Genomic DNA, 17,477 nt, shown 5'->3' on the forward strand with positions numbered 1-17,477 from the left:
AACACCCCTCCCTGGTTTGGGCGGGGGGGTTGTTTTTTTTTAATCTCTCCGCGGTTGTGGGGCCGGCGGTTTTAGAACCGGCCGTACCACTCACGACTACTTCAGGTCCCGTCCGTCGCCCTGATGGCGTCGAGAAGGCCACCCGCCGGGTGCCGCATCCGCTCGATGTACCCGGGCGTGAACAGCAAGTCCGGGCGCGACGGCAGCTTGGGGAAGATCTCGTCCTCGCCGAGGCTCCCGTCGAACAGCGCCTCCGTGCCCAGGTAGGCCGGGTTGAAGACCTCCTCGGGCCGGTCGTAGATCCGGTGCAGGCGGTTCATCGAAACGGTCCAGTATGCCAGGTAGAAGGTGGCCGGCTCCGGCGCCACCTCGCCGTTGTCCAGCGCGCCCGGCAGTTCGGCGTGCTGGGCGTCGTACGGCCCGCTGATCGGGGCGAGCCCCCGCAACCGCGAACCGGGGTCGGCGCCGTCACGCAGAGCCTTCCCAAGCGCCATCGCCGCCTGGCCACCCTGCGAAAACCCGGTCAGATAGACGTCGCGGTCGAGCTTGCGGTGCTGCCGCGCGGCGAACTCGCGCGCGGCGCGAAGCAAGTCCGCCGACGCCGTCGCCTCGGACGCCTTGTCGGCATAGGGATGGAACCCTGGCCCGGCGCCGAGGCCGAGGTAGTCGGGCGCGACCGCGGCATACCCGGCCGACGCGATCAGCAGTACGGCGGGCCGGTCCATGGTCTCGGGCGTCATCGATGCCACGTCCGCGCGACCGGTCCTGGTGCCATGGGCGTAGGAGACGACCCGCAGCGGCCCTGACCGGCGCGGGAACGCGACGAGACCGCTCGCGGTCGTCGGGCGGCCGTTCACGTCGATCGTCCGGTAGACGACGCGGTGGACGTCGACGCCGTACTTGGCCCGGCTGTCGGAGAACGGGCCGAACGCGCCCTTCAGCTCGCCCTGGCCGAGCGTCTGGACCAGCTCATGGCTGACGAGCGTGCCACGTACCTGGTGACCCGCGGCGGCCACCGCGGGCGTCGTCAGCAGCAACCCGGCCGCGAGCACCGCCGGACCACCTTGGTGCGAAGTTTTTTCATGCGTCCAAGCCTGGTGCGCGCACTCTTCCGGCCACATCCGGTGAACCGGAGGGCCTGAGGTAGGGACCGCCCTACGCCCGCGGTTCTCACGCCGTGCGAAGCACCCCGAGTCCCGACCATCGGCTTGTTGACCAGGTCCATTCGCTATCGCATTCTATACATCATATATCAGCTCAGCATGCTCGAAAGCCAATGGAGGCGTTCGCATGACCAGTGGCAGCTCTCGCCGCGACTTCCTGAAGACAGCGGGGATGGCCGGCGGCCTCCTCGCCACGGGCGCGCTCTTCGGCACCTCGGCCGCGCAGGCCGTGCCCGCGCTCGCCGGCCCGGCCGCCACACCCGCCGCCGACCCGTGGGACCAGGTGCCGGTCATCCTCGCCAGGATCATCCCGCCGACGTTCCCGGTCAAGACTTTCAACATCCTCGACTACGGCGCCAAGGGCGACGGCAAGGTCGACTGCACGAAGGCGTTCAAAGACGCGATCGCCGCGTGCAACGCCGCAGGTGGCGGCCGGGTGCTCGTGCCGGCGTCCGGCACGTACAAGACCGGCGCGATCCACTTCCTGTCCAATGTGGAGCTGAACGTGGCCGCGGGCGCGACGGTCAAGTTCAAGACCGACGCCGCCTCGTACCCGATGGTGTCGACCCGCTGGCAGGGCATCGAGTGCATGAACTTCTCGCCGTTCATCTACGCGTACGGCCAGACCAACGTGGCGATCACCGGCGGCGGCACGCTCGACGGCGACGCGAAGAACGGGCCCTGGTTCGGCTATGACGACAAACGCGGACCCGACTGGGACAAGCTGCAGAAACAGGCCGTCGACGGCGTGCCGGTGGCCGACCGCAAGTACGGCAGCGGGCACTACCTCAAGCCCAACATGATTCAGTTCTACAAGTGCAAGAACATCCTGATATCGGATGTTTCGATCAAGAACCCGGCGATGTGGACCATTCACCCCGTGCTTTCGCAGAACGTGACCGTGAAGAACGTCAAGGTCTACAGCCGCGGCGCGATGGTCGACGGCTGCGACCCCGAAAGCTGCTCGGACGTCCACATCACCGGCTGCAGTTTCGACACCGGCGACGACGGCACAGTGATCAAGTCCGGCCGTGACACCGACGGCCGCCGCGTCGGCGTGCCCAGCGAGAACATCGTCATCGAGAACAACGACTACTACGGCCGCTGGGGCGCCATCACCATCGGCAGCGAGATGTCCGGCGGGGTGCGCAACGTTTTCGCGCAGGACAACCGGATTCACACCGGTTCGTCCTACAAGTCCTTCTATGGCGTCTACCTCAAGACCAACAAGCGCCGGGGCGGCATTATTGACGGCATCTACGTGCGGCGGCTCTCCGGTGGCCCGTGCGATCGCGGCGGCGTGTTCGTCGACATGAACTACAGCCTCACCGGGCCCGGTTTCGGCGCCATCGTGCACCCGAAGGTGCGCAACATCTTCATCGAAGACGTCAAACTCGACGACTCGCCGTTCGCGGTGAAGATCAACGGTTCAGCCGACAGCCCGCTGGAGACGTTCCACGCCACGAACTGCACCTTCACCAAGATCGATACCGCGAAACCGTCAATCAGCAACGCGAAGGACGTGGTGTTCACCAACGTCAAGGTGAACGGCAAGCCGGTGTAGTGCTTGGCATCCGCAGGCCGGCAGCCGGAACAGTTGGTCGTGTCAAACGGAATTCCTGGCGGAAATTCACAGACCGGCGTTCAAGCACACTCCGAAAGCACTCGATTACCGACTGCTGGCCATGCGCCAATACCTACCGCCGAATGGTCGAACGAGCCTTAGAAGTTCTGCACGTATTTTGGGATAGAGGAGGCCATTGCTACTCCTGAGCCGCCATCGCGAATTACCATGACCCACGGCATCGCGCCAAGCATTCATGGAGCGAGGGGCACATGGGACTCAGACTGCTTGGTCCACCAGAACTGGTCGTGGGAGACCGGTCTCTGGACCTGGGGGGACCAAGGCAGCGCGTGGTTTTGTCCATGCTGGCCTTGAACGCGAACCGGGTCACCCCGGTCGAGCAGCTGATCGACGCGGTCTGGGACACCTCGCCGCCGTCGACGGCACGCGGGCAGATCCAGATCTGCATCTCCGCGCTGCGCAAGCTTTTCGGTGACAACGGGCAGCCGGGCGCGATCCGCACCCGGCCGCCAGGCTACCTGCTGGAAATCGCACCGTCCGACCTGGACAGCGAGGAATTCGCAGCGCAGGTCCACGCCGCGCGCGAGCATTCCGAGGCCGGGAACACCAGTGAAGCCGCGGAAACCCTACGCAGAGCGCTCGCGCTCTGGCGCGGCCCCGCACTCGCCGGGATCCCCAGCGATCTCGTGCAGCGCGGGGCCGCTCTCTTGGAGGACCGAAGATTCGCGGCCGTCGAGGAACGCGTCCGGCTCGACCTGGCGCTCGGCAGGCACGAGCGGCTCAGCGGCGAGATCCAGGCGCTGATCGACGACAACCCACTGCGTGAACGTCTCTACGGCTTCCTCATGCTCGCGCTCTACCGCGCGGGCCGCCAAGCCGAAGCACTCGAAGTCTGCCGCCGCGCGCGGGCCACCCTGATCGACGAGGTCGGCATCGAACCCGGCCAGGAGCTGCAGAAACTCGAACGTGCGATCCTCAATCGCGACCCCGGCCTCAACCTCCGCGAAGCGCCGGCCCCCGAGCCCGCGCTCGCCGCGCTTCCCACTTCTCCCGCCGAAGAACACCGCCCGCCGGCGCCCGCCGAGCAGCTCGTCGCGCCGCGCCAGCTTCCCGCCAGCATCGCCGACTTCACCGGCCGCGAGCGGCATTTGTCCGAGATCAAGCAGATCCTCGCCGACGACCCCGACCCGTCGATGGCGTCCTACGCGGTCCGCATCGTGTCCATTTCGGGCAAAGGCGGCGTCGGAAAGTCCAGTTTGGCCATCCGGGCGGCACACGAGCTCGCCGAGACCTTCCCGGACGGTCACCTCTACGCCGATCTGCAGTCCCCCAACGACGACGACCGCACCGCGAAGCTGCTCGCCCGTTTTCTACGCGCGCTCGGCGTAGCGGGTACGGCCGTGCCGGAAGACCTGCAAGAACGCGCCGAGCTCTACCGGAGTCGCTTGGCCAGCAAACGTTTGCTCGTGGTGCTCGACGACGTCACGAGCGAGGAGCAGGTGGTCCCGCTGCTGCCCGGCAGCCCGAGTTGCGCGGTCATCACGACCAGCCGGGCCAGATTGTCCGGCCTGTCCGGCGCGCACTGGGTGGACGTCGACGTGTTCGACGCCGAGCAGTCACTGGAGCTGCTGGGCAACATCGTCGGCCCCGAGCGCGTGGAAGCCGAGCCGGAGTCCTCACTGGAGCTGGTCGATTTCTGCGACGGCCTCCCACTCGCGCTGCGCATCGCGGGCGCGCGGCTGGCCTCGAAACGGCACTGGCGGATCAGCGGCCTGGTACGCAGGCTGGGTGATGAGGCGAAGCGTCTCGACGAACTCGCCCACCGAGGCCTCGAACTCCGCTCGAACATCGGCCTGACGTATCGCAGCCTGAGCAACCAGGCACAGCGCCTTTTCCGCTTGTTCGCGCTGATGCGGGCCTCGGACTTCCCCGCGTGGACCGCGGCGGCGTTGCTCGACACCGATCTCGACGACGCCGAGGACATCCTCGAAACCCTCGTCGACGCCCAGGTTCTCGACACCGTCGAGTACCCGGCCGAACGCGTGCTGCGGTACCGGTTCCACAACCTCATCCGGGTCTACGCCTGGGAGCGGCTGGTCGAAGAAGAGACAGCCGCCGAGCGCGACGCCGCGCTCACCAGGGTCAGCGGCGCCTGGCTGTCGCTCGCGGAAACCGCCCACCGCAAGGAATACGGCGGCGACTTCACGATCCTGCACGGCGACGCCCCACGCTGGGAGCCACCCGAGCCCGCCGACACCGACACCGTCGGCAACCCGACGACCTGGTGGGAAACCGAACGCCGCGCACTGGTCGCGGCGATCCGCCAAGCGGCCGCCGCCGGTCTCGACGAGCTGTGCTGGGACCTCGCGCTCACGGCCGTGACCCTGTTCGAGTCCAAGGGCTACTTCGACGATTGGCGCGAGACGACACAGCTCGCGCTGGACCTCACCGAGCGCACCGGCAACCGCCGAGGCCACGCCGCGATGCTCTACTCGCAAGGCACGCTGCACATGTTCCAAAAGCGCCTCGACGAAGCCGAAAGGTGCTTCCGGGACGCCCTCGCGATCTTCGAGTCCGAAGGCGACCAGCACGGCGTCGCGCTGGTGCTCCGCAACGCCGCCTATGTGGACCGCGTGCACGAACAGCCCGAGGCGATGCTCGACAAGTACGCCAAGGCACTCGAGATCATGCGTTCGGTCGACGACCGCATCGGCGTCGCGCACGTGTTGTGCAGCCTCGCGAAGTTCCGCATCGACGAGGGCGACGCCGACAGCGCCCAGGAGATGCTCGACGACGCACTCACCATCTGCCAGGACGTGCACTGCCTGCGCGTCGAAGCCCAGGTCCTGTACCGCTTCGCCGACTTGTACGTGGCCGGCGACAAGATCGAGCTCGCCCGTCAGGCGCTCCACCGCGCGTTGCGCATCGTCCGCGACATCGGCGACCGCATCGGCGAGGCCTACGCGTTGTACGGCCTCGGCCGCGTCCGCCACCGCGAAGGCAGGCTCGACAACGCCGAGACCACCCTGGTGCACGCCCTGTCCTTGGCGAAGCGTGTCGGCGAGCGCCTCATCGAAGCGCAGTCGGAGTACGCACTCGGCGAGATCTCACTGGCCAGGGGCAACACCGCGGCAGGCGCCGAGCACCTCGCGGAAGCCCGCCGCCTCTTCGACGAACTCGGCTCCTCGTTGTGGCACGCCAAAACCCTGGTCCTCCTTTCCGAAGCCCACGCGGCCGAAGGTGACGTCATTTCGGCCAGCGGCGAGATCGACGAGGCGACCGAGTTGCTCCAGACGGTCGACTCGGCCGAGTCCGTCCGCTGGCGCACCCAGCTCGAAACGGCCCGCCGAGCCTTGCTCACGAACGGAGCCGTCGACGCCTGATCACCGGATCAGCCAATCCAAGGCCTGAGCCGGACTCCCGAACTTGTCCCCGATCACCACCCCATGCTCGAACGGCTTCCGGTAGTCGAACTCGGCCCGCGCCCGCACGGCATGCGCGAGCCCGTGCGTCTGCGCGACCAGATATTCGACGCACCCGTCGCGCACCCGCCAGAACCGCATGCCGGCGAGCCTGCCGTAATCGTCGACCTCGGGCAGTGGCCGGAAACCGGCCAGCCGCAACCGCTCCCCGAACTCGGCCATGTCCACCTGATCAACATTACCACAAAGTGGCCTACGCCACCTCAGGTGAGCTGATCGAGCATCTCGTAAGCCTTGGCCACCAGAGTGTCCGCGCGCCCCTGCGCGACATTGATGTACCGCTCGTGCCCTGGTTCCCCCGAAAACGAGAAAACGTAGCGTCCGTATTCGGTGTCGTAGAACGTGCAGCAGCTGTCGCCGGTCCGCCGGTACGCGTGCACCCCATCGCGAAAACCGGCGTAAATCTGGCCACCCCCGGTTCGCGGCAACGCCACGAGGTCGAGCACCTGGCGCACGTCCCGCCGCGGCGGCGCCCCGTCGATCGCCTCGCGCAGATCCGACTCAGGCACCGATATCCCCCATCCGCCCCCGGCGGGAACGTCGGGTAACTCCAGCACCAGATCCTCGGCCAACGCGTCCGCCCTGGCGCGCCTGAGCAACACCTGGCCGCTTTCCGGCACGTAGCAAGCGAACACCGCGGCCCGTCCGATCGCCGCGACCTGCAAGCGGTACCGAATGGTCGGCGATTCGACCACTGCGGAGAACTCGCGGCTGCCCCGTCCGAGCACGACAAGTGTCCCCTCGAACTCCTCACTCAGCCGCTCGCCGTCCCAAAACCCTTCCGCGGCAAGCGTTTCCAAGACACGGTCACGCTGGAGGCGCTCCTCGTCGGGACTGCGCCACACCGGCTCCGGCTCGATCAGCACTGGCAACGGCACCCGAGCGATCGCAGCGCCCAGCACGAGGCATTCAACCGGGAGCAGGACCTCTCTGTGGATGACCAGCATCACGCACCGATGACCGGCGGCGAAGTCTTGGGCAGCTCACCGACGAACGCGTCGTCCGGGTCTTCCTCGATCAGGTAAGCGGGCCGCTCGTGCTCGCCGTCCTCTTCCTTCTGCCCACGCCCCATCGGCGCGCCACCCATCCCGGGCGCCCCCGGCTTCCCCGCGATCGCCCCAGGCCGCGCGGCCGCGGGCCCCTGCTGGCCGAAAGTGCCCACACCGGACCCTTTCCCGCCACCGAGGTTCCCTTGTCCGCCCGGTTTACCGGTCCCCGCTCCCCCGCGCGACGAGTCGTACCCGCCACCACCGGGCACCCCTCCCCCGACCGGGAACGCGCCAGGCCCATTGCTCGGTCCGTTCGGGTTCCCATAGCCGGTCGGCGTGTAGGTCGGATCCTTGGGCGGAATCCCGCCAGGAGTGTTCGGCGGCAAGTACTCCGTCGGCGTCGTCTGCGACGGCTTGGTGTCGGCAGGTGTGTGCGTCTTGCCGTCCCCATCGCTGCCGGACTGTTCGCCCGGCTTGTGTTCACCGGGCCTGTTTTCGCTACCCGTGGGACCATTGGCGTCCTGCGACCCGCTGACGTCGTGACGACTGCCGCCACCCGGAGGCGGCACGGTCTCGCCGCCGGTCTCATCGGTCCGCTTGCGCCCAGGTCCCGGCTGCCCCGGTCCAGGGCCGGGCCCCGGCCCAGGCCCGTCGTCGACCTTCGGCTGGATGTCGGCCCCACTCGCCGGCAACCCGAGTTCCCCGTACTGCTGCGGCCATTGCCCGGAGTTGTCGGTGGACTGGTCGTGATAGGTGCTGTAGCTGTCGACGACCCGCTTGGCCTTCTCGTCCCACTTCGCGATCTCATCGGACCGATTCGACAGGAACGAAAGCGGCGTCCCGCTCACCCAGTCATCCGAAGGCCGCTCGCCGAGATCACCCACGGAGTCGACGGTGCTCTTCAACGGCTGGTACGAATTGCCCTGGCCGGTGTACAAGTTCTGCGCTTTCGCCAGGTGCTCGCCACTGACCTGGGAGGCCTGGACCAGCGGCCCGGCACCGGAGTACGCCTTGCCCGCGGCGTTGCCTTCCCAGTGCTGCTCCATCGCACCCTGGAGTTGCCGCATCTCCTCGGCGATCTCTTGATGTAGCTGCGACATCTTGGCGGCCTGGTCACTGCCCGAGAAGAGACCGCTCGGCCCTTTGCCCGCCTTGACGAGCGCGACGATCTGCGGTGCGTTGTACTCGGTCACTTGGCCCCCTTGATGGTGGCGATCGCCGCCTCCGCGGCCTTCTGCACCAGCTGGCACGCGTTCTTGAGGTGCGGCGAGCTCCGAGGCAAGGTCGACATGACCGTCAGCACTTCATCGTTCCTGACACCGACGATCAACGTGCACGAGCCATCGGCCCTGCCGTCTGAAATATCGGAAAAAACCGCGGGGTACCCGGCGATGGCGGGCGCTACCTCGAAGTAGCCCGGGTCGCCTGGCGCATGGTTCTGGTAAGGATCCCGCAGCCCGTTACCGCGAACGAAACCGAAGGAGATGGTGTTGCGGCTGCCGTCTCGCCATCCGCAAATGGGCAGGTCGGTGGCGCCAGGCCCCTTGTCCGTCGTGGTCAGGTTCGCGAGCTGGCTCGCTTGATCCTGGCTGAGCACAGCACACGGGTCCTGCTCGAACCTGGTCACCTCGAGAGGAGCCTCGACCTGGGGCACATCCACGGCCGCCCCATTGGTTCGAGAAGACGGCACCGATGGAGCGGTTGACGCGCTACCCGGGGTCTTCGGTGAGCACGATGCCAAAGTGAGGCCGACGGCCACCATGACCAAACCCTGAGCCAACGTGCGCATCAACGATCCCGCCTGTGCTTGTTCATCGTGTTCGCTGCAGCCTGGTTCTGCCGATCCGTCGCCTGAATGGCCTTGTTCAACGCCTCGACGTAACCTTCCGCGTATTGCCGCTGCGCACGGACGCTCTCCAAATACGTGTCCGCGTGCGCTTTGGCCGCCTTCATCTGCAGGCCGCTCGCCTCGTCTTCAGCTGGCTGGGGCAGCGTGACGAACTGGCGCCCCTGCTGTTCCAGCTTGCTGAGCTTGTCGGCGATCGACTCCCACTTGGGCAGGAGGGCGCGCATGGCGGCGACGTCCATCTTGTAGCCGCCGCCCGAGGCCGCCGCGTTCGCGGCCGCGTCTTCGGCGTCGCGGCGTTTGTACATGGCGACCGTGCCCATGTTCATGCCGCGGTCGGCTTGCGCGTCCTGACTCTGACGCCTGGCCTGCTCTTCCGGCGAAAGGTAGCCCGCTCGCCCGGAAGCCGCCTGGTCAGGCGCTTGCGATCTGTCCGGCTCCGCCATTCCCGAATACCCCTCCCACGTCAGAGCGCCTCCACGGTACTACGACGTCGATCACCACGGGTGCGGTTCCCGTGAAATCGTCATCACGGTGCGTCACCCTTTCTTGATGGTCACGATCGCGGCCTCGGCGGCTTTCTTCACCGCCTCGCACGACCCCCGGCTACTGGGGGAGAAAGAGGAGCCGAGGTCCGACTCGACGGTCATGATCTCGTCGTTCCGGACGCCGACGGTCAGCGAACACCTGCCGAGTTGCCGCTGGTCCGCCTTGCCCGCGTACACGGCCGGGTAGCCAGCGAGGGTCGTGGGTTCGAAGTAGCCGGTGCCCGGACGCTGGTTCGTATACGTGTCACGCAAGCCGCCACCGCGGGCGAAGGTGATCCGGACTCCGTTGAGGTGGTCGTCGCGCCACTGGCAGGCCGGGAGATCAGTCGTTCCCTGGCCCAGCTCGGACTTCACGAGCTTGTGGACTGCCCGAGCCTGCGCGGCGGTCAGCACAGCGCAAGGCTCTTTGTCGAACTTGCCCACTTCGAGCGGGCTGGAGACTTGGGGCACGTCCACAGCGGGCGCGCTGCTGGATGGCGGAGCCAGCTGAAGCGTGGAGCGGGGAGGTGGCGGAGGGGCGGGCGCCGGTTCGGCGGTGCAGCCCGCCAGGAACGCCAGAGCAAGAACAGAGAGCGTGCGCAGCATGGATCCCCCCTAGAAACTACGGGAGAACTCTAATCGCTCGACGTGACCGAGGGGGACGTCGCCGCCGGAACGACGTGGTCACGGAGCCGGGAAGACCGGGAATCCGCTCGGAACGGGGACTCAACCGGGCCGGCGAGTGGTCATCACCAGTGGGTGTCGTCGGAGCCCCAGTGGGTGTCGGCGACGCACTCGGTGCCGTTCCAGTGGGTGTCGGCGGCGCAGACCGGGTCACCGGCGGTGTTCCAGTGGGTGTCGGCCGAGGCGCTGGGGGCGAAGGCCGAGAGGAAGGCGAGGCCGGCGATGGCGGTGGCGGCTGCGGTGGCGGCGAGCTTGCGGGTGATGGTCATCTTCTTGCTCCTGTCTGGTGGTGTTTGCCCTGGTGGCGGGCTGAAACCAGTTGACAGGGGCGCGCCATCGATAGGCTTCTGGTGCGCTTTCGGGTCGGCGATAGCGGATCGATAGCGGGTCCAAAGGACGGCTGAGGAGAGTCATCTCCATCGCAATCACCCACCCGAGGAGAGGCAGTCGAGATGACCAGCCCAATCCTTCACCTCAGCACCGAAGAACTGTGGAGCGCGCTCGATGACATCAATCCGGTCGACGTGCTCGTCGAGCAGCTGATCGGCGGCGCGGGGTGGACGGCACAAGGACAACTTCATCCCTGGCCCGAGCCCGGTTCGATCCCGTCGGCGGAGCTGGCCATGTACGAGGAGTCGTGTACCGGGGCGAAATGCCTGATCCCGGTCTCGAGTCTGCGTCAGGTCCGCGCCGCGGCGCTGGCGACGGTCGCCGCCCGCGAGCTGCTGGCTCCCGGCGTGGTGACCGCCGCCGTACTGGGATCGGGGCTCGCGGCCCAGTTGCAGCTCACCGTCCTCGCCAAGCACGTGTCCGACGTCAGCCACGTCGCGGTGTGTGCCGGCAACGAGGGCGGCTGGGCACCGGTCGAGCCGAGGGTGCTCGACCAGCTCGACCTGGCCGGCATCGGCCTTTCCGTCACGGGCGGGGTGAACGAGGCGGTACTGGGCGCGAACCTGGTCATCGCCACGGACGCCGGGCTCGGGCGGCTGGAGATCGGACAGCTCGCGAAAGGAGCGGTGGTCGTCAACGCCGGGGGTGTGGACCTCCCGGATGCCGTCGTCGACGGCGTGGACCAGGTTTACGTCGACGACGCGAGCCTTCTCGAAGAGAACTCGCACCGCTATTTTGTGACGATGCACAGGGCCGCGCAGAGCACCGGCCCCCACCGCCAGAGGCGGTTCAAGGGGTGGCATCGCCGCCGCCTGATCGAAGCGGACCTCGGCGCACTGCTGAGCGGTTCGCACGCCGGGCGGCAACGCCTGGACGACGTCGTGCTGGTCGAACTGCTCAGCACGAACCTGCCAGACGCCCACCTCACCGCCAGACTGCACCGCGCCGCGCTGGACCGCGGGCTCGGCATGCGGGTTTCCGGATCATGAACCACAGGGAGAAGACCATGTCTGTTTGCCACACCCCCGGCTGCGAATCCAACGGCGACGCCGAGACGCCCCGCGAGGCGCTGCCCGGCCTGCAGATCTGCCTGGTCTGCCGCGACCGCCTCGAAAACGACCTCCTCGGATTGCCGAAACTGTACGACGACTGCGTCGACGTGCTCACTTTCGACCGCACCGTCAAGAAATCCGGCGAAGTGCGCACCGAGATGGTCGAGACGCTTTCTTCCTGGGCGAAGATGATCGTCGAAGAACGCGGCGTCCGCAGCCCGAACCTGAACGGGATCTGGCAGCTCAGCACTTTTCTGCTCATTCATTTCGACTGGCTCGTCAGGCACCCGGCGGCCGCCGAATTCGCGGGTCAGGTGGCCGGCTTGTCGCGGGCGGCGCACGCGGTCGTGCACCCCGACCCCGCGGGCTCCGCGTCCGGCCAGGACGAGGCGGAAATGCCCGCGCCGGAGGATGTTCCGAGACAGCACCGCCCGCACGTCGTCCGTCCTGACCAGTGGATGCTGCTGAACCGGAAGATCCAGCGGGCCAAGCGCGTCACGTGGCGAACACCGGGACGTGCGGCATGAAAAAAATGACCGGACAGCTCGAGTAAAACCGGCCGATCCGCCTTCCGAGCGGCGCCGAGAGATCTTTCTGCATTTCCCCGAAAAAGGCATGAGGGCTACCCTCATGCCTTTTTCGCATGCCCAAAACAATCTTGAAGAGAGTTGTTGACACCGAAGAGTCGCAAGTGTCATGCTTTCCCCACGGCACAATCATGCCCACTCACTCCCCTCACCCGAGAGGTTCCCCTTTATACATCAGGAGACCATCATGACCGCGACGCCTTCGCTGCGTGAACTGGCCGCAGTCCGTACGCATTACTGGGAACTGCTGGGCTCGCCGGTCACCATCGAAGTGCGGTCGCGACGGCTCCTGATCGCCACGGGTGACTCGCTCGACGCGATCACCATGCCGCCGGAGTTCGGCGAACAGGTGCTCGCGGGGCTGCGGATCGCGATGCTCGCCGGACCGGTCATCGCCGGCGACGCGAGCTGGACCTTCCTGACCAGGCCGGTGGTCACCCATTCGGTGCCGGCGGAGCTGGCTAGGCTGCGTGTCCACGCGATCCCGCACGGGGAACAGCTGGTGCTGCCCGCCAGCGAACACCAGTGGGTACTCGCGCCATCGCCACGCCAGCAACCGACGCTGTGGACGGCCGTCATCGGCACCGCCCGCCGCGCCGCGCACCACCTCGCCGCCGTCGAGCTTTCCGAAGCGGCGTAACGCAACCGACAAGGAGACTACAAAGCCATGGTGGCCGTCGACTTCTACTTCGACCCCGCGTGCCCGTTCGCCTGGATCACCTCGCGGTGGATCCTGGAGGTCGAGCAGCACCGGGACATCGACCTGCGCTTCCGGGTGATGAGCCTGGGCGTGCTCAACGAAGGCCGTGAGCTCGAGCCGTGGTACCGCGAGTTCTGCGACCGCGCCTGGGGTCCGGTGCGTGTCGCGATCGCGGCCGCCCAGCTCAAGGGCGAGCCGGTGCTGCGCGAGCTCTACACCGCGCTGGGCACCCGTATCCACAACGGTGGCAACAAGGACTTCGACGTGGTGATCAAGGAGGCGCTGGCCGAGGTCGGCCTGCCCGCCGAGCTCGCCGCCGCGGCCAAGAGCACCGAGTACGACGAGGCGCTGCGCAAGAGCCACCACGAGGGCATGGACCCGGTCGGCGAGGAGGTCGGCACCCCGACCATCCACATCGACGGTGTCGCCTTCTTCGGGCCGGTGCTGAGCAAGATCCCGCGCGGCGAAGAGGCGGCGAAGCTGTTCGACGCGGCGCGGACCATGTCGGAGTACCCGTACTTCTACGAGCTCAAGCGCACCCGCACCGGTGACCTGAACTACGACTAGCCCCAGATCCGCAAGACGAACGCCCTGTCCGGGATACCCGGGCAGGGCGTTCGTCGTTCCAGGAGGAGTATTCCCATGTTCTCAGTGCAGTCGCTGGTGCGGCACGGAAAAGTGGTCTGGCAGGGCGCCACGGAGCACGGGCGTGGCCACACCTCCCCCGCGGAACTGAGTATCGGCGAGGAGAACCTGCTCTTCGAGGCCAACGCGGAGGCCGTGCGCCGCCACGCGTTCACCGACGGCACGGCGCACACGGAGTTCCACATGTCGCGGGGGCAGCCGGTGCTGGTCGCGTTCGCGACCTGGGTGCCCGAGGACATCGCCGCGTTGTGGCACCTCGCGACCGGGGAACGGCTCGGCGAGGTGGAGCACCACCCGGCGCCGCGCCGCCGCGCCCGGCAGGTCTTCGTGGACAACACCGTGATCGGCCGTGTCGCACGGCTCGAACCCGTGCTGTCCAACGCACCGGCAGGCATCCGGGCGGAGTTGCCCGGTTCGATCCTGTTCGACGCGCCATTCGGCATCACGACGGACTGTTTCGTCGACCGCTTCGCCGCCTAGGGCGGGTCCGCCCACCGACCACGCTGATTCGAAGGGTCTCTTTGTCATGCCCGAAAACCTGTTGGAAGCACTGCGTTCCCAGCTCGACCGCACCGACGAGCGGTTGCTCGACATCCTGCGCACCCGGATCGGGATCTGCGTGGACATCGCGGAGTACAAGCGCGAGCACGACGTCCCGATGATGCAGCCGCACCGCATCGGCATCGTCCAGCGACGCGCAGCCCGTTACGGCGAGGCGAACGGTGTCGACACCGACTTCCTGCGCCGGCTCTACGACCTGATCATCGCCGAAACCTGCCGCGTCGAGGACCTCGTCATCGGCGTCCCGACCTCCTGAGAGGCCTGCGAATCATGCGCACCCTGCTGATCGACAACTATGACTCCTTCACCTACAACCTCTACCAGCTCCTCGGCGAGGTCAACGGCCAGGCGCCGGACGTCGTGCGCAACGACGCCGAATTCTCCGGCATCGACTTCAGCCGGTACGACGGTGTGGTCATCTCGCCGGGACCAGGAAGCCCTGACCGTGAACGAGATTTCGGGGTCAGCGCGCGGACGATCCTCGAAAGCGGGCTGCCGGTACTCGGCGTTTGCCTTGGCCACCAGGGCATCGTGCATCTGTTCGGCGGAACCGTCGACCACGCGCCGGAGCCGATGCACGGCCGGGTCTGGCCGGTCGTGCACACCGGCGCCGACATCTTCGAGGGCCTGCCGTCGCCGTACAACGTGGTGCGCTATCACTCGCTCGCGGCCACGAAAGTGCCCGCCGAGCTCGAGGAGATCGCCTGGACGCGCGACGGCATCGTCATGGGTGTGCGGCACCGCGAGCTGCCGATCTGGGGCGTGCAGTTCCACCCCGAGTCGATCAGCAGTGAGTTCGGGAGGGAACTCCTCGCCAACTTTCGCGACCTGGCGCTTTCCGCCAACCCGCCCGTGGCCGCCGCGGCCGAAACCCGGCCAGAGCCCGCCCAAACCGTCGCGGAGCCCGCGCCCGCCGCGTATCAGGTGCACGTCAGGAAGCTCGGCGTGCTGCCGGACGCGGAGGCCGCCTACCGCGCGCTTTTCGCGGACAACGAGCACAGCTTCTGGCTGGACAGCAGCTCGATCATCGAAGGGCTGTCGCGGTTCTCCTTTATCGGGGACGGTTCCGGGCCGCTCGCGGAGTACGTCACGTTCCGCAACAGCGAAGCCGCGGTGACCGTCCGTACCGCCACCGGCGTCGAGCGCGTCGAGCAGCCGTTCTTCGAGTACCTCGACGAGCAGCTGCGCGACCGGGTCGTGCCCGTCCCGGAGGGCCTCCCGTTCGAGTTCAACCTCGGCTACGTCGGCTATCTGGGCTACGAGCTCAAAGCCGAGGCCGGCGCGAGCCACGAGTACAACCCGGACGAACCCGACGCCGCCGTGCTGTTCGCGGACCGCATGCTGGCGATCGACCACGTCGAGAAGACGGCCTACCTGCTCGCTCTGTCCAAAGAGGACAGCAGTGACGCCGTCAGCTGGCTCGCGGCGACCGGTGACAGGCTGTTCGGGCTCACCGAGCCCGTGGTCGAAGCGGTCGCGAAGCCGAAGCTCGTCGGCATGGCCGACCCGGAGTCACACCAGATCATCCTGCCGAGGCACGACAAGGACGCGTATCTCAAGCGTATCAACGAGTGCTTCCAGGAGATCCGCGACGGCGAGTCGTACGAGATCTGCCTGACCAACCACATCGAGCTCGACGCGAAGATCGACCCGCTGACCACATACAGCTACCTGCGCCAGATCAGCCCCGTGCCCTACGGCGCGCTGCTGGACTTCCCGGGCGTGGCCGTGCTGAGCGCGTCGCCGGAGCGGTTCGTGTCGATCGGCACCGACCGCGGCGTCGAGGCCAAGCCGATCAAGGGCACCCGTCCGCGCGGCGCGACGCCCGCCGAGGACGAGGCGCTGCGCCAGGACCTGCTCAGCAATGAGAAGGACCAGGCGGAGAACCTGATGATCGTCGACCTGCTCCGCAACGACCTCAACATCGTCTCGGAGATCGGCTCGGTGCACGTGCCGAAGCTGTTCGACGTCGAGACCTACGCGCCGGTGCACCAGCTGGTGTCGACCATCCGCGGCACGCTGCGCGCCGAGGAGTCGGTGGTCGGCTGTGTCCGCGCCACCTTCCCCGGCGGATCCATGACGGGTGCGCCGAAGCTGCGCACGCTGGAGATCATCGACCGGCTGGAGGAAGGCCCGCGCGGCGTCTACTCCGGTGCGATCGGCTGGTTCTCGCTGGCGGGCGCGGTGGATCTCAATATCGTCATCCGCACGCTGGTGGCGACCGAGAACAAGCTCAGCTTCGGCGTGGGCGGCGCGGTCATCGCGCTGTCCGACGCCGAAGAGGAGTTCGAGGAGACCTCGGTCAAATCGCGGGCGATGATCACCGCGGTGCTGGAAACGGCACTCCCATGACTGTCCGCTTAGGACACTGTGTGGTGGTGGGTGGTACGGGGGCGGTCGGCGGCTTGTTCGCCGGCCGCCTCCGGGGTTCCGGCGCCGAGGTGACCATCGTGGACGCCACGACCGGCGGTGACATCACGAAGATCGACGCCGCGCTGGCCGAAGAACTCGGCAAGGCGGACCTCGTGGTGCTGGCCGTCCCGGAACCGGTGGCGCTGAAAGCACTCAGCGGCATCTCGCATGCCATGCGGCCGGACGCGCTGCTGGTCGACACCCTCTCGGTCAAAGAACCGTTCGTCACCGCGGCCCGTGAGTATGACGACGGCGAGATGCTCAGCGTCAACCCGATGTTCGCGCCCTCACTGGGTTTCGAGGGACGGCCGGTGGCCGCCGTCGTGGTCCGCGAAGGGCCTCGGGGCCGGGAACTGGTGCGCCTCATCGAAAGCTGGGGCGCCCGCATCGTGGAGGTCACCGAACACGAGCACGACCGGCTCGCCGGCGCCAGCCAGGCGCTGACCCACGCCGCGGTGCTCTCCTTCGGCCTCGCGCTGACCGAGCTCGACGTCGGCATCGAGGAGCTCAGCGCGATCGCGCCGCCGCCGCACAAGACCATGCTCGCCCTGCTCGCCAGGGTCGCTTCGGGCACCCCGGAGGTCTACTGGGACGTCCAAGCAGGCAATCCGCAGGCAGTTCCGGCGCGGAAAGCCTTGGCGGGCAACATCCACCGTCTCGCCGAGATGGTGGAGACCGGGAACGAGGCCGCCTTCACGACGGTGCTCGACAGCCTGCGCGACTTCCTCGGCACCGACCTCGTCCACTACCAGGACCTGTGCGCCGAGGCCTTCAAGACCCTCTGACTCTCCCCGGCACGGAAGGAGGAAGTGACCACGAACCGACTTCCTCAGCACCCAGACATCGAGCAGTGA

Annotated in this window: 18 protein-coding genes; 10 read left to right on the forward strand and 8 right to left on the reverse strand. The window is 67.3% G+C overall.

The window, feature by feature from the left end; genetic code table 11:
* Positions 1 to 101: 101 nt before the first annotated feature.
* Positions 102 to 1,052 carry an alpha/beta hydrolase family protein gene (locus ACFV15_RS10155; protein ID WP_378349873.1) on the reverse strand — a complete coding sequence of 317 codons (951 nt, stop codon included), beginning with the start codon at positions 1,050 to 1,052 and terminating at the stop codon, positions 102 to 104.
* Between the two features lie 238 nt (positions 1,053 to 1,290).
* Here ACFV15_RS10155 and ACFV15_RS10160 point away from each other — a divergent pair, with 238 nt between their 5' ends.
* The gene (locus ACFV15_RS10160) at positions 1,291 to 2,727 is read left to right on the forward strand and encodes a glycosyl hydrolase family 28 protein (RefSeq protein ID WP_378349874.1); all 1,437 of its coding nucleotides are present in this window, start codon (positions 1,291 to 1,293) and stop codon (positions 2,725 to 2,727) included.
* Positions 2,728 to 2,999: 272 nt separating this feature from the next.
* Positions 3,000 to 6,131, forward strand: a complete 3,132-nt coding sequence (locus ACFV15_RS10165; protein WP_378349875.1) for a BTAD domain-containing putative transcriptional regulator — start codon at positions 3,000 to 3,002, stop codon at positions 6,129 to 6,131.
* On the opposite strand, the gene ACFV15_RS10170 is transcribed toward ACFV15_RS10165, so the two are convergent.
* The 7 genes from ACFV15_RS10170 to ACFV15_RS10200 form a co-directional block, all read right to left on the reverse strand.
* Positions 6,132 to 6,398 (reverse strand): hypothetical protein, encoded by a 267-nt coding sequence (locus ACFV15_RS10170; protein WP_378349876.1) that lies wholly within the window; start codon positions 6,396 to 6,398, stop codon positions 6,132 to 6,134. It lies immediately after the preceding gene.
* A gap of 35 nt (positions 6,399 to 6,433) precedes the next feature.
* On the reverse strand, positions 6,434 to 7,177 hold the full coding sequence (locus tag ACFV15_RS10175; RefSeq protein ID WP_378349970.1) for an ESX secretion-associated protein EspG: 744 nt from the start codon (positions 7,175 to 7,177) through the stop codon (positions 6,434 to 6,436).
* Positions 7,177 to 8,412 carry a hypothetical protein gene (locus tag ACFV15_RS10180; RefSeq protein WP_378349877.1) on the reverse strand — a complete coding sequence of 412 codons (1,236 nt, stop codon included), beginning with the start codon at positions 8,410 to 8,412 and terminating at the stop codon, positions 7,177 to 7,179. Before ACFV15_RS10180 ends, ACFV15_RS10175 begins: the two co-directional genes overlap by 1 nt.
* Positions 8,409 to 9,008, reverse strand: a complete 600-nt coding sequence (locus ACFV15_RS10185; protein ID WP_378349878.1) for a DUF3558 domain-containing protein — start codon at positions 9,006 to 9,008, stop codon at positions 8,409 to 8,411. The genes ACFV15_RS10180 and ACFV15_RS10185 overlap by 4 nt, the downstream gene beginning before the upstream one ends.
* On the reverse strand, positions 9,008 to 9,511 hold the full coding sequence (locus tag ACFV15_RS10190; protein WP_378349879.1) for a hypothetical protein: 504 nt from the start codon (positions 9,509 to 9,511) through the stop codon (positions 9,008 to 9,010). Before ACFV15_RS10190 ends, ACFV15_RS10185 begins: the two co-directional genes overlap by 1 nt.
* 93 nt (positions 9,512 to 9,604) lie before the next feature.
* Positions 9,605 to 10,198, reverse strand: coding sequence for a DUF3558 family protein (locus ACFV15_RS10195; RefSeq protein WP_378349880.1), 594 nt, complete (start codon positions 10,196 to 10,198; stop codon positions 9,605 to 9,607).
* A 143-nt stretch (positions 10,199 to 10,341) separates the two neighbouring features.
* Positions 10,342 to 10,545, reverse strand: coding sequence for a hypothetical protein (locus tag ACFV15_RS10200; protein WP_091294821.1), 204 nt, complete (start codon positions 10,543 to 10,545; stop codon positions 10,342 to 10,344).
* 183 nt (positions 10,546 to 10,728) lie between these two features.
* On the opposite strand from ACFV15_RS10200, the gene ACFV15_RS10205 reads away from it, so the two are divergent.
* From ACFV15_RS10205 to ACFV15_RS10240, 8 genes are all read left to right on the forward strand, one after another.
* Positions 10,729 to 11,655, forward strand: coding sequence for a hypothetical protein (locus ACFV15_RS10205; protein WP_378349881.1), 927 nt, complete (start codon positions 10,729 to 10,731; stop codon positions 11,653 to 11,655).
* Between the two features lie 17 nt (positions 11,656 to 11,672).
* The gene (locus ACFV15_RS10210) at positions 11,673 to 12,245 is read left to right on the forward strand and encodes a hypothetical protein (protein ID WP_378349882.1); all 573 of its coding nucleotides are present in this window, start codon (positions 11,673 to 11,675) and stop codon (positions 12,243 to 12,245) included.
* A 247-nt stretch (positions 12,246 to 12,492) separates the two neighbouring features.
* Positions 12,493 to 12,945, forward strand: coding sequence for a hypothetical protein (locus ACFV15_RS10215; protein WP_378349883.1), 453 nt, complete (start codon positions 12,493 to 12,495; stop codon positions 12,943 to 12,945).
* Between the two features lie 27 nt (positions 12,946 to 12,972).
* Positions 12,973 to 13,572 carry a DsbA family protein gene (locus ACFV15_RS10220; protein ID WP_378349884.1) on the forward strand — a complete coding sequence of 200 codons (600 nt, stop codon included), beginning with the start codon at positions 12,973 to 12,975 and terminating at the stop codon, positions 13,570 to 13,572.
* Between the two features lie 75 nt (positions 13,573 to 13,647).
* A complete protein-coding gene (locus ACFV15_RS10225) occupies positions 13,648 to 14,130 on the forward strand; it encodes a hypothetical protein (protein WP_378349885.1) in 483 nt (160 codons plus the stop codon).
* 46 nt (positions 14,131 to 14,176) lie between these two features.
* Complete coding sequence (locus ACFV15_RS10230) at positions 14,177 to 14,467, forward strand: chorismate mutase family protein (protein ID WP_378349886.1); 291 nt, start codon at positions 14,177 to 14,179, stop codon at positions 14,465 to 14,467.
* 14 nt (positions 14,468 to 14,481) lie between these two features.
* On the forward strand, positions 14,482 to 16,563 hold the full coding sequence (gene pabB / locus ACFV15_RS10235; RefSeq protein WP_378349887.1) for an aminodeoxychorismate synthase component I: 2,082 nt from the start codon (positions 14,482 to 14,484) through the stop codon (positions 16,561 to 16,563).
* 26 nt (positions 16,564 to 16,589) lie between these two features.
* Entirely contained in the window at positions 16,590 to 17,408 is an 819-nt protein-coding gene (locus tag ACFV15_RS10240) for a prephenate dehydrogenase/arogenate dehydrogenase family protein (RefSeq protein WP_378349888.1), read from the forward strand.
* Positions 17,409 to 17,477: the final 69 nt, after the last annotated feature.

Source organism: Amycolatopsis sp. NPDC059657, from assembly GCF_042734395.1.
GTDB lineage: Bacteria > Actinomycetota > Actinomycetes > Mycobacteriales > Pseudonocardiaceae > Amycolatopsis.

Excerpts from the sequence above, each read along its gene's own strand:
- ACFV15_RS10160 (WP_378349874.1), top strand. The coding sequence starts at position 1,291 with ATGACCAGTGGCAGCTCTCGCCGCGACTTCCTGAAGACAGCGGGGATG.
- ACFV15_RS10165 (WP_378349875.1), top strand. The coding sequence starts at position 3,000 with ATGGGACTCAGACTGCTTGGTCCACCAGAACTGGTCGTGGGAGACCGG.
- ACFV15_RS10175 (WP_378349970.1), bottom strand. The coding sequence starts at position 7,177 with ATGCTGGTCATCCACAGAGAGGTCCTGCTCCCGGTTGAATGCCTCGTG.
- ACFV15_RS10185 (WP_378349878.1), bottom strand. The coding sequence starts at position 9,008 with ATGCGCACGTTGGCTCAGGGTTTGGTCATGGTGGCCGTCGGCCTCACT.
- ACFV15_RS10190 (WP_378349879.1), bottom strand. The coding sequence starts at position 9,511 with ATGGCGGAGCCGGACAGATCGCAAGCGCCTGACCAGGCGGCTTCCGGG.
- ACFV15_RS10195 (WP_378349880.1), bottom strand. The coding sequence starts at position 10,198 with ATGCTGCGCACGCTCTCTGTTCTTGCTCTGGCGTTCCTGGCGGGCTGC.
- ACFV15_RS10200 (WP_091294821.1), bottom strand. The coding sequence starts at position 10,545 with ATGACCATCACCCGCAAGCTCGCCGCCACCGCAGCCGCCACCGCCATC.
- ACFV15_RS10205 (WP_378349881.1), top strand. The coding sequence starts at position 10,729 with ATGACCAGCCCAATCCTTCACCTCAGCACCGAAGAACTGTGGAGCGCG.
- ACFV15_RS10210 (WP_378349882.1), top strand. The coding sequence starts at position 11,673 with ATGTCTGTTTGCCACACCCCCGGCTGCGAATCCAACGGCGACGCCGAG.
- ACFV15_RS10215 (WP_378349883.1), top strand. The coding sequence starts at position 12,493 with ATGACCGCGACGCCTTCGCTGCGTGAACTGGCCGCAGTCCGTACGCAT.
- ACFV15_RS10220 (WP_378349884.1), top strand. The coding sequence starts at position 12,973 with ATGGTGGCCGTCGACTTCTACTTCGACCCCGCGTGCCCGTTCGCCTGG.
- ACFV15_RS10225 (WP_378349885.1), top strand. The coding sequence starts at position 13,648 with ATGTTCTCAGTGCAGTCGCTGGTGCGGCACGGAAAAGTGGTCTGGCAG.
- ACFV15_RS10230 (WP_378349886.1), top strand. The coding sequence starts at position 14,177 with ATGCCCGAAAACCTGTTGGAAGCACTGCGTTCCCAGCTCGACCGCACC.
- pabB (WP_378349887.1), top strand. The coding sequence starts at position 14,482 with ATGCGCACCCTGCTGATCGACAACTATGACTCCTTCACCTACAACCTC.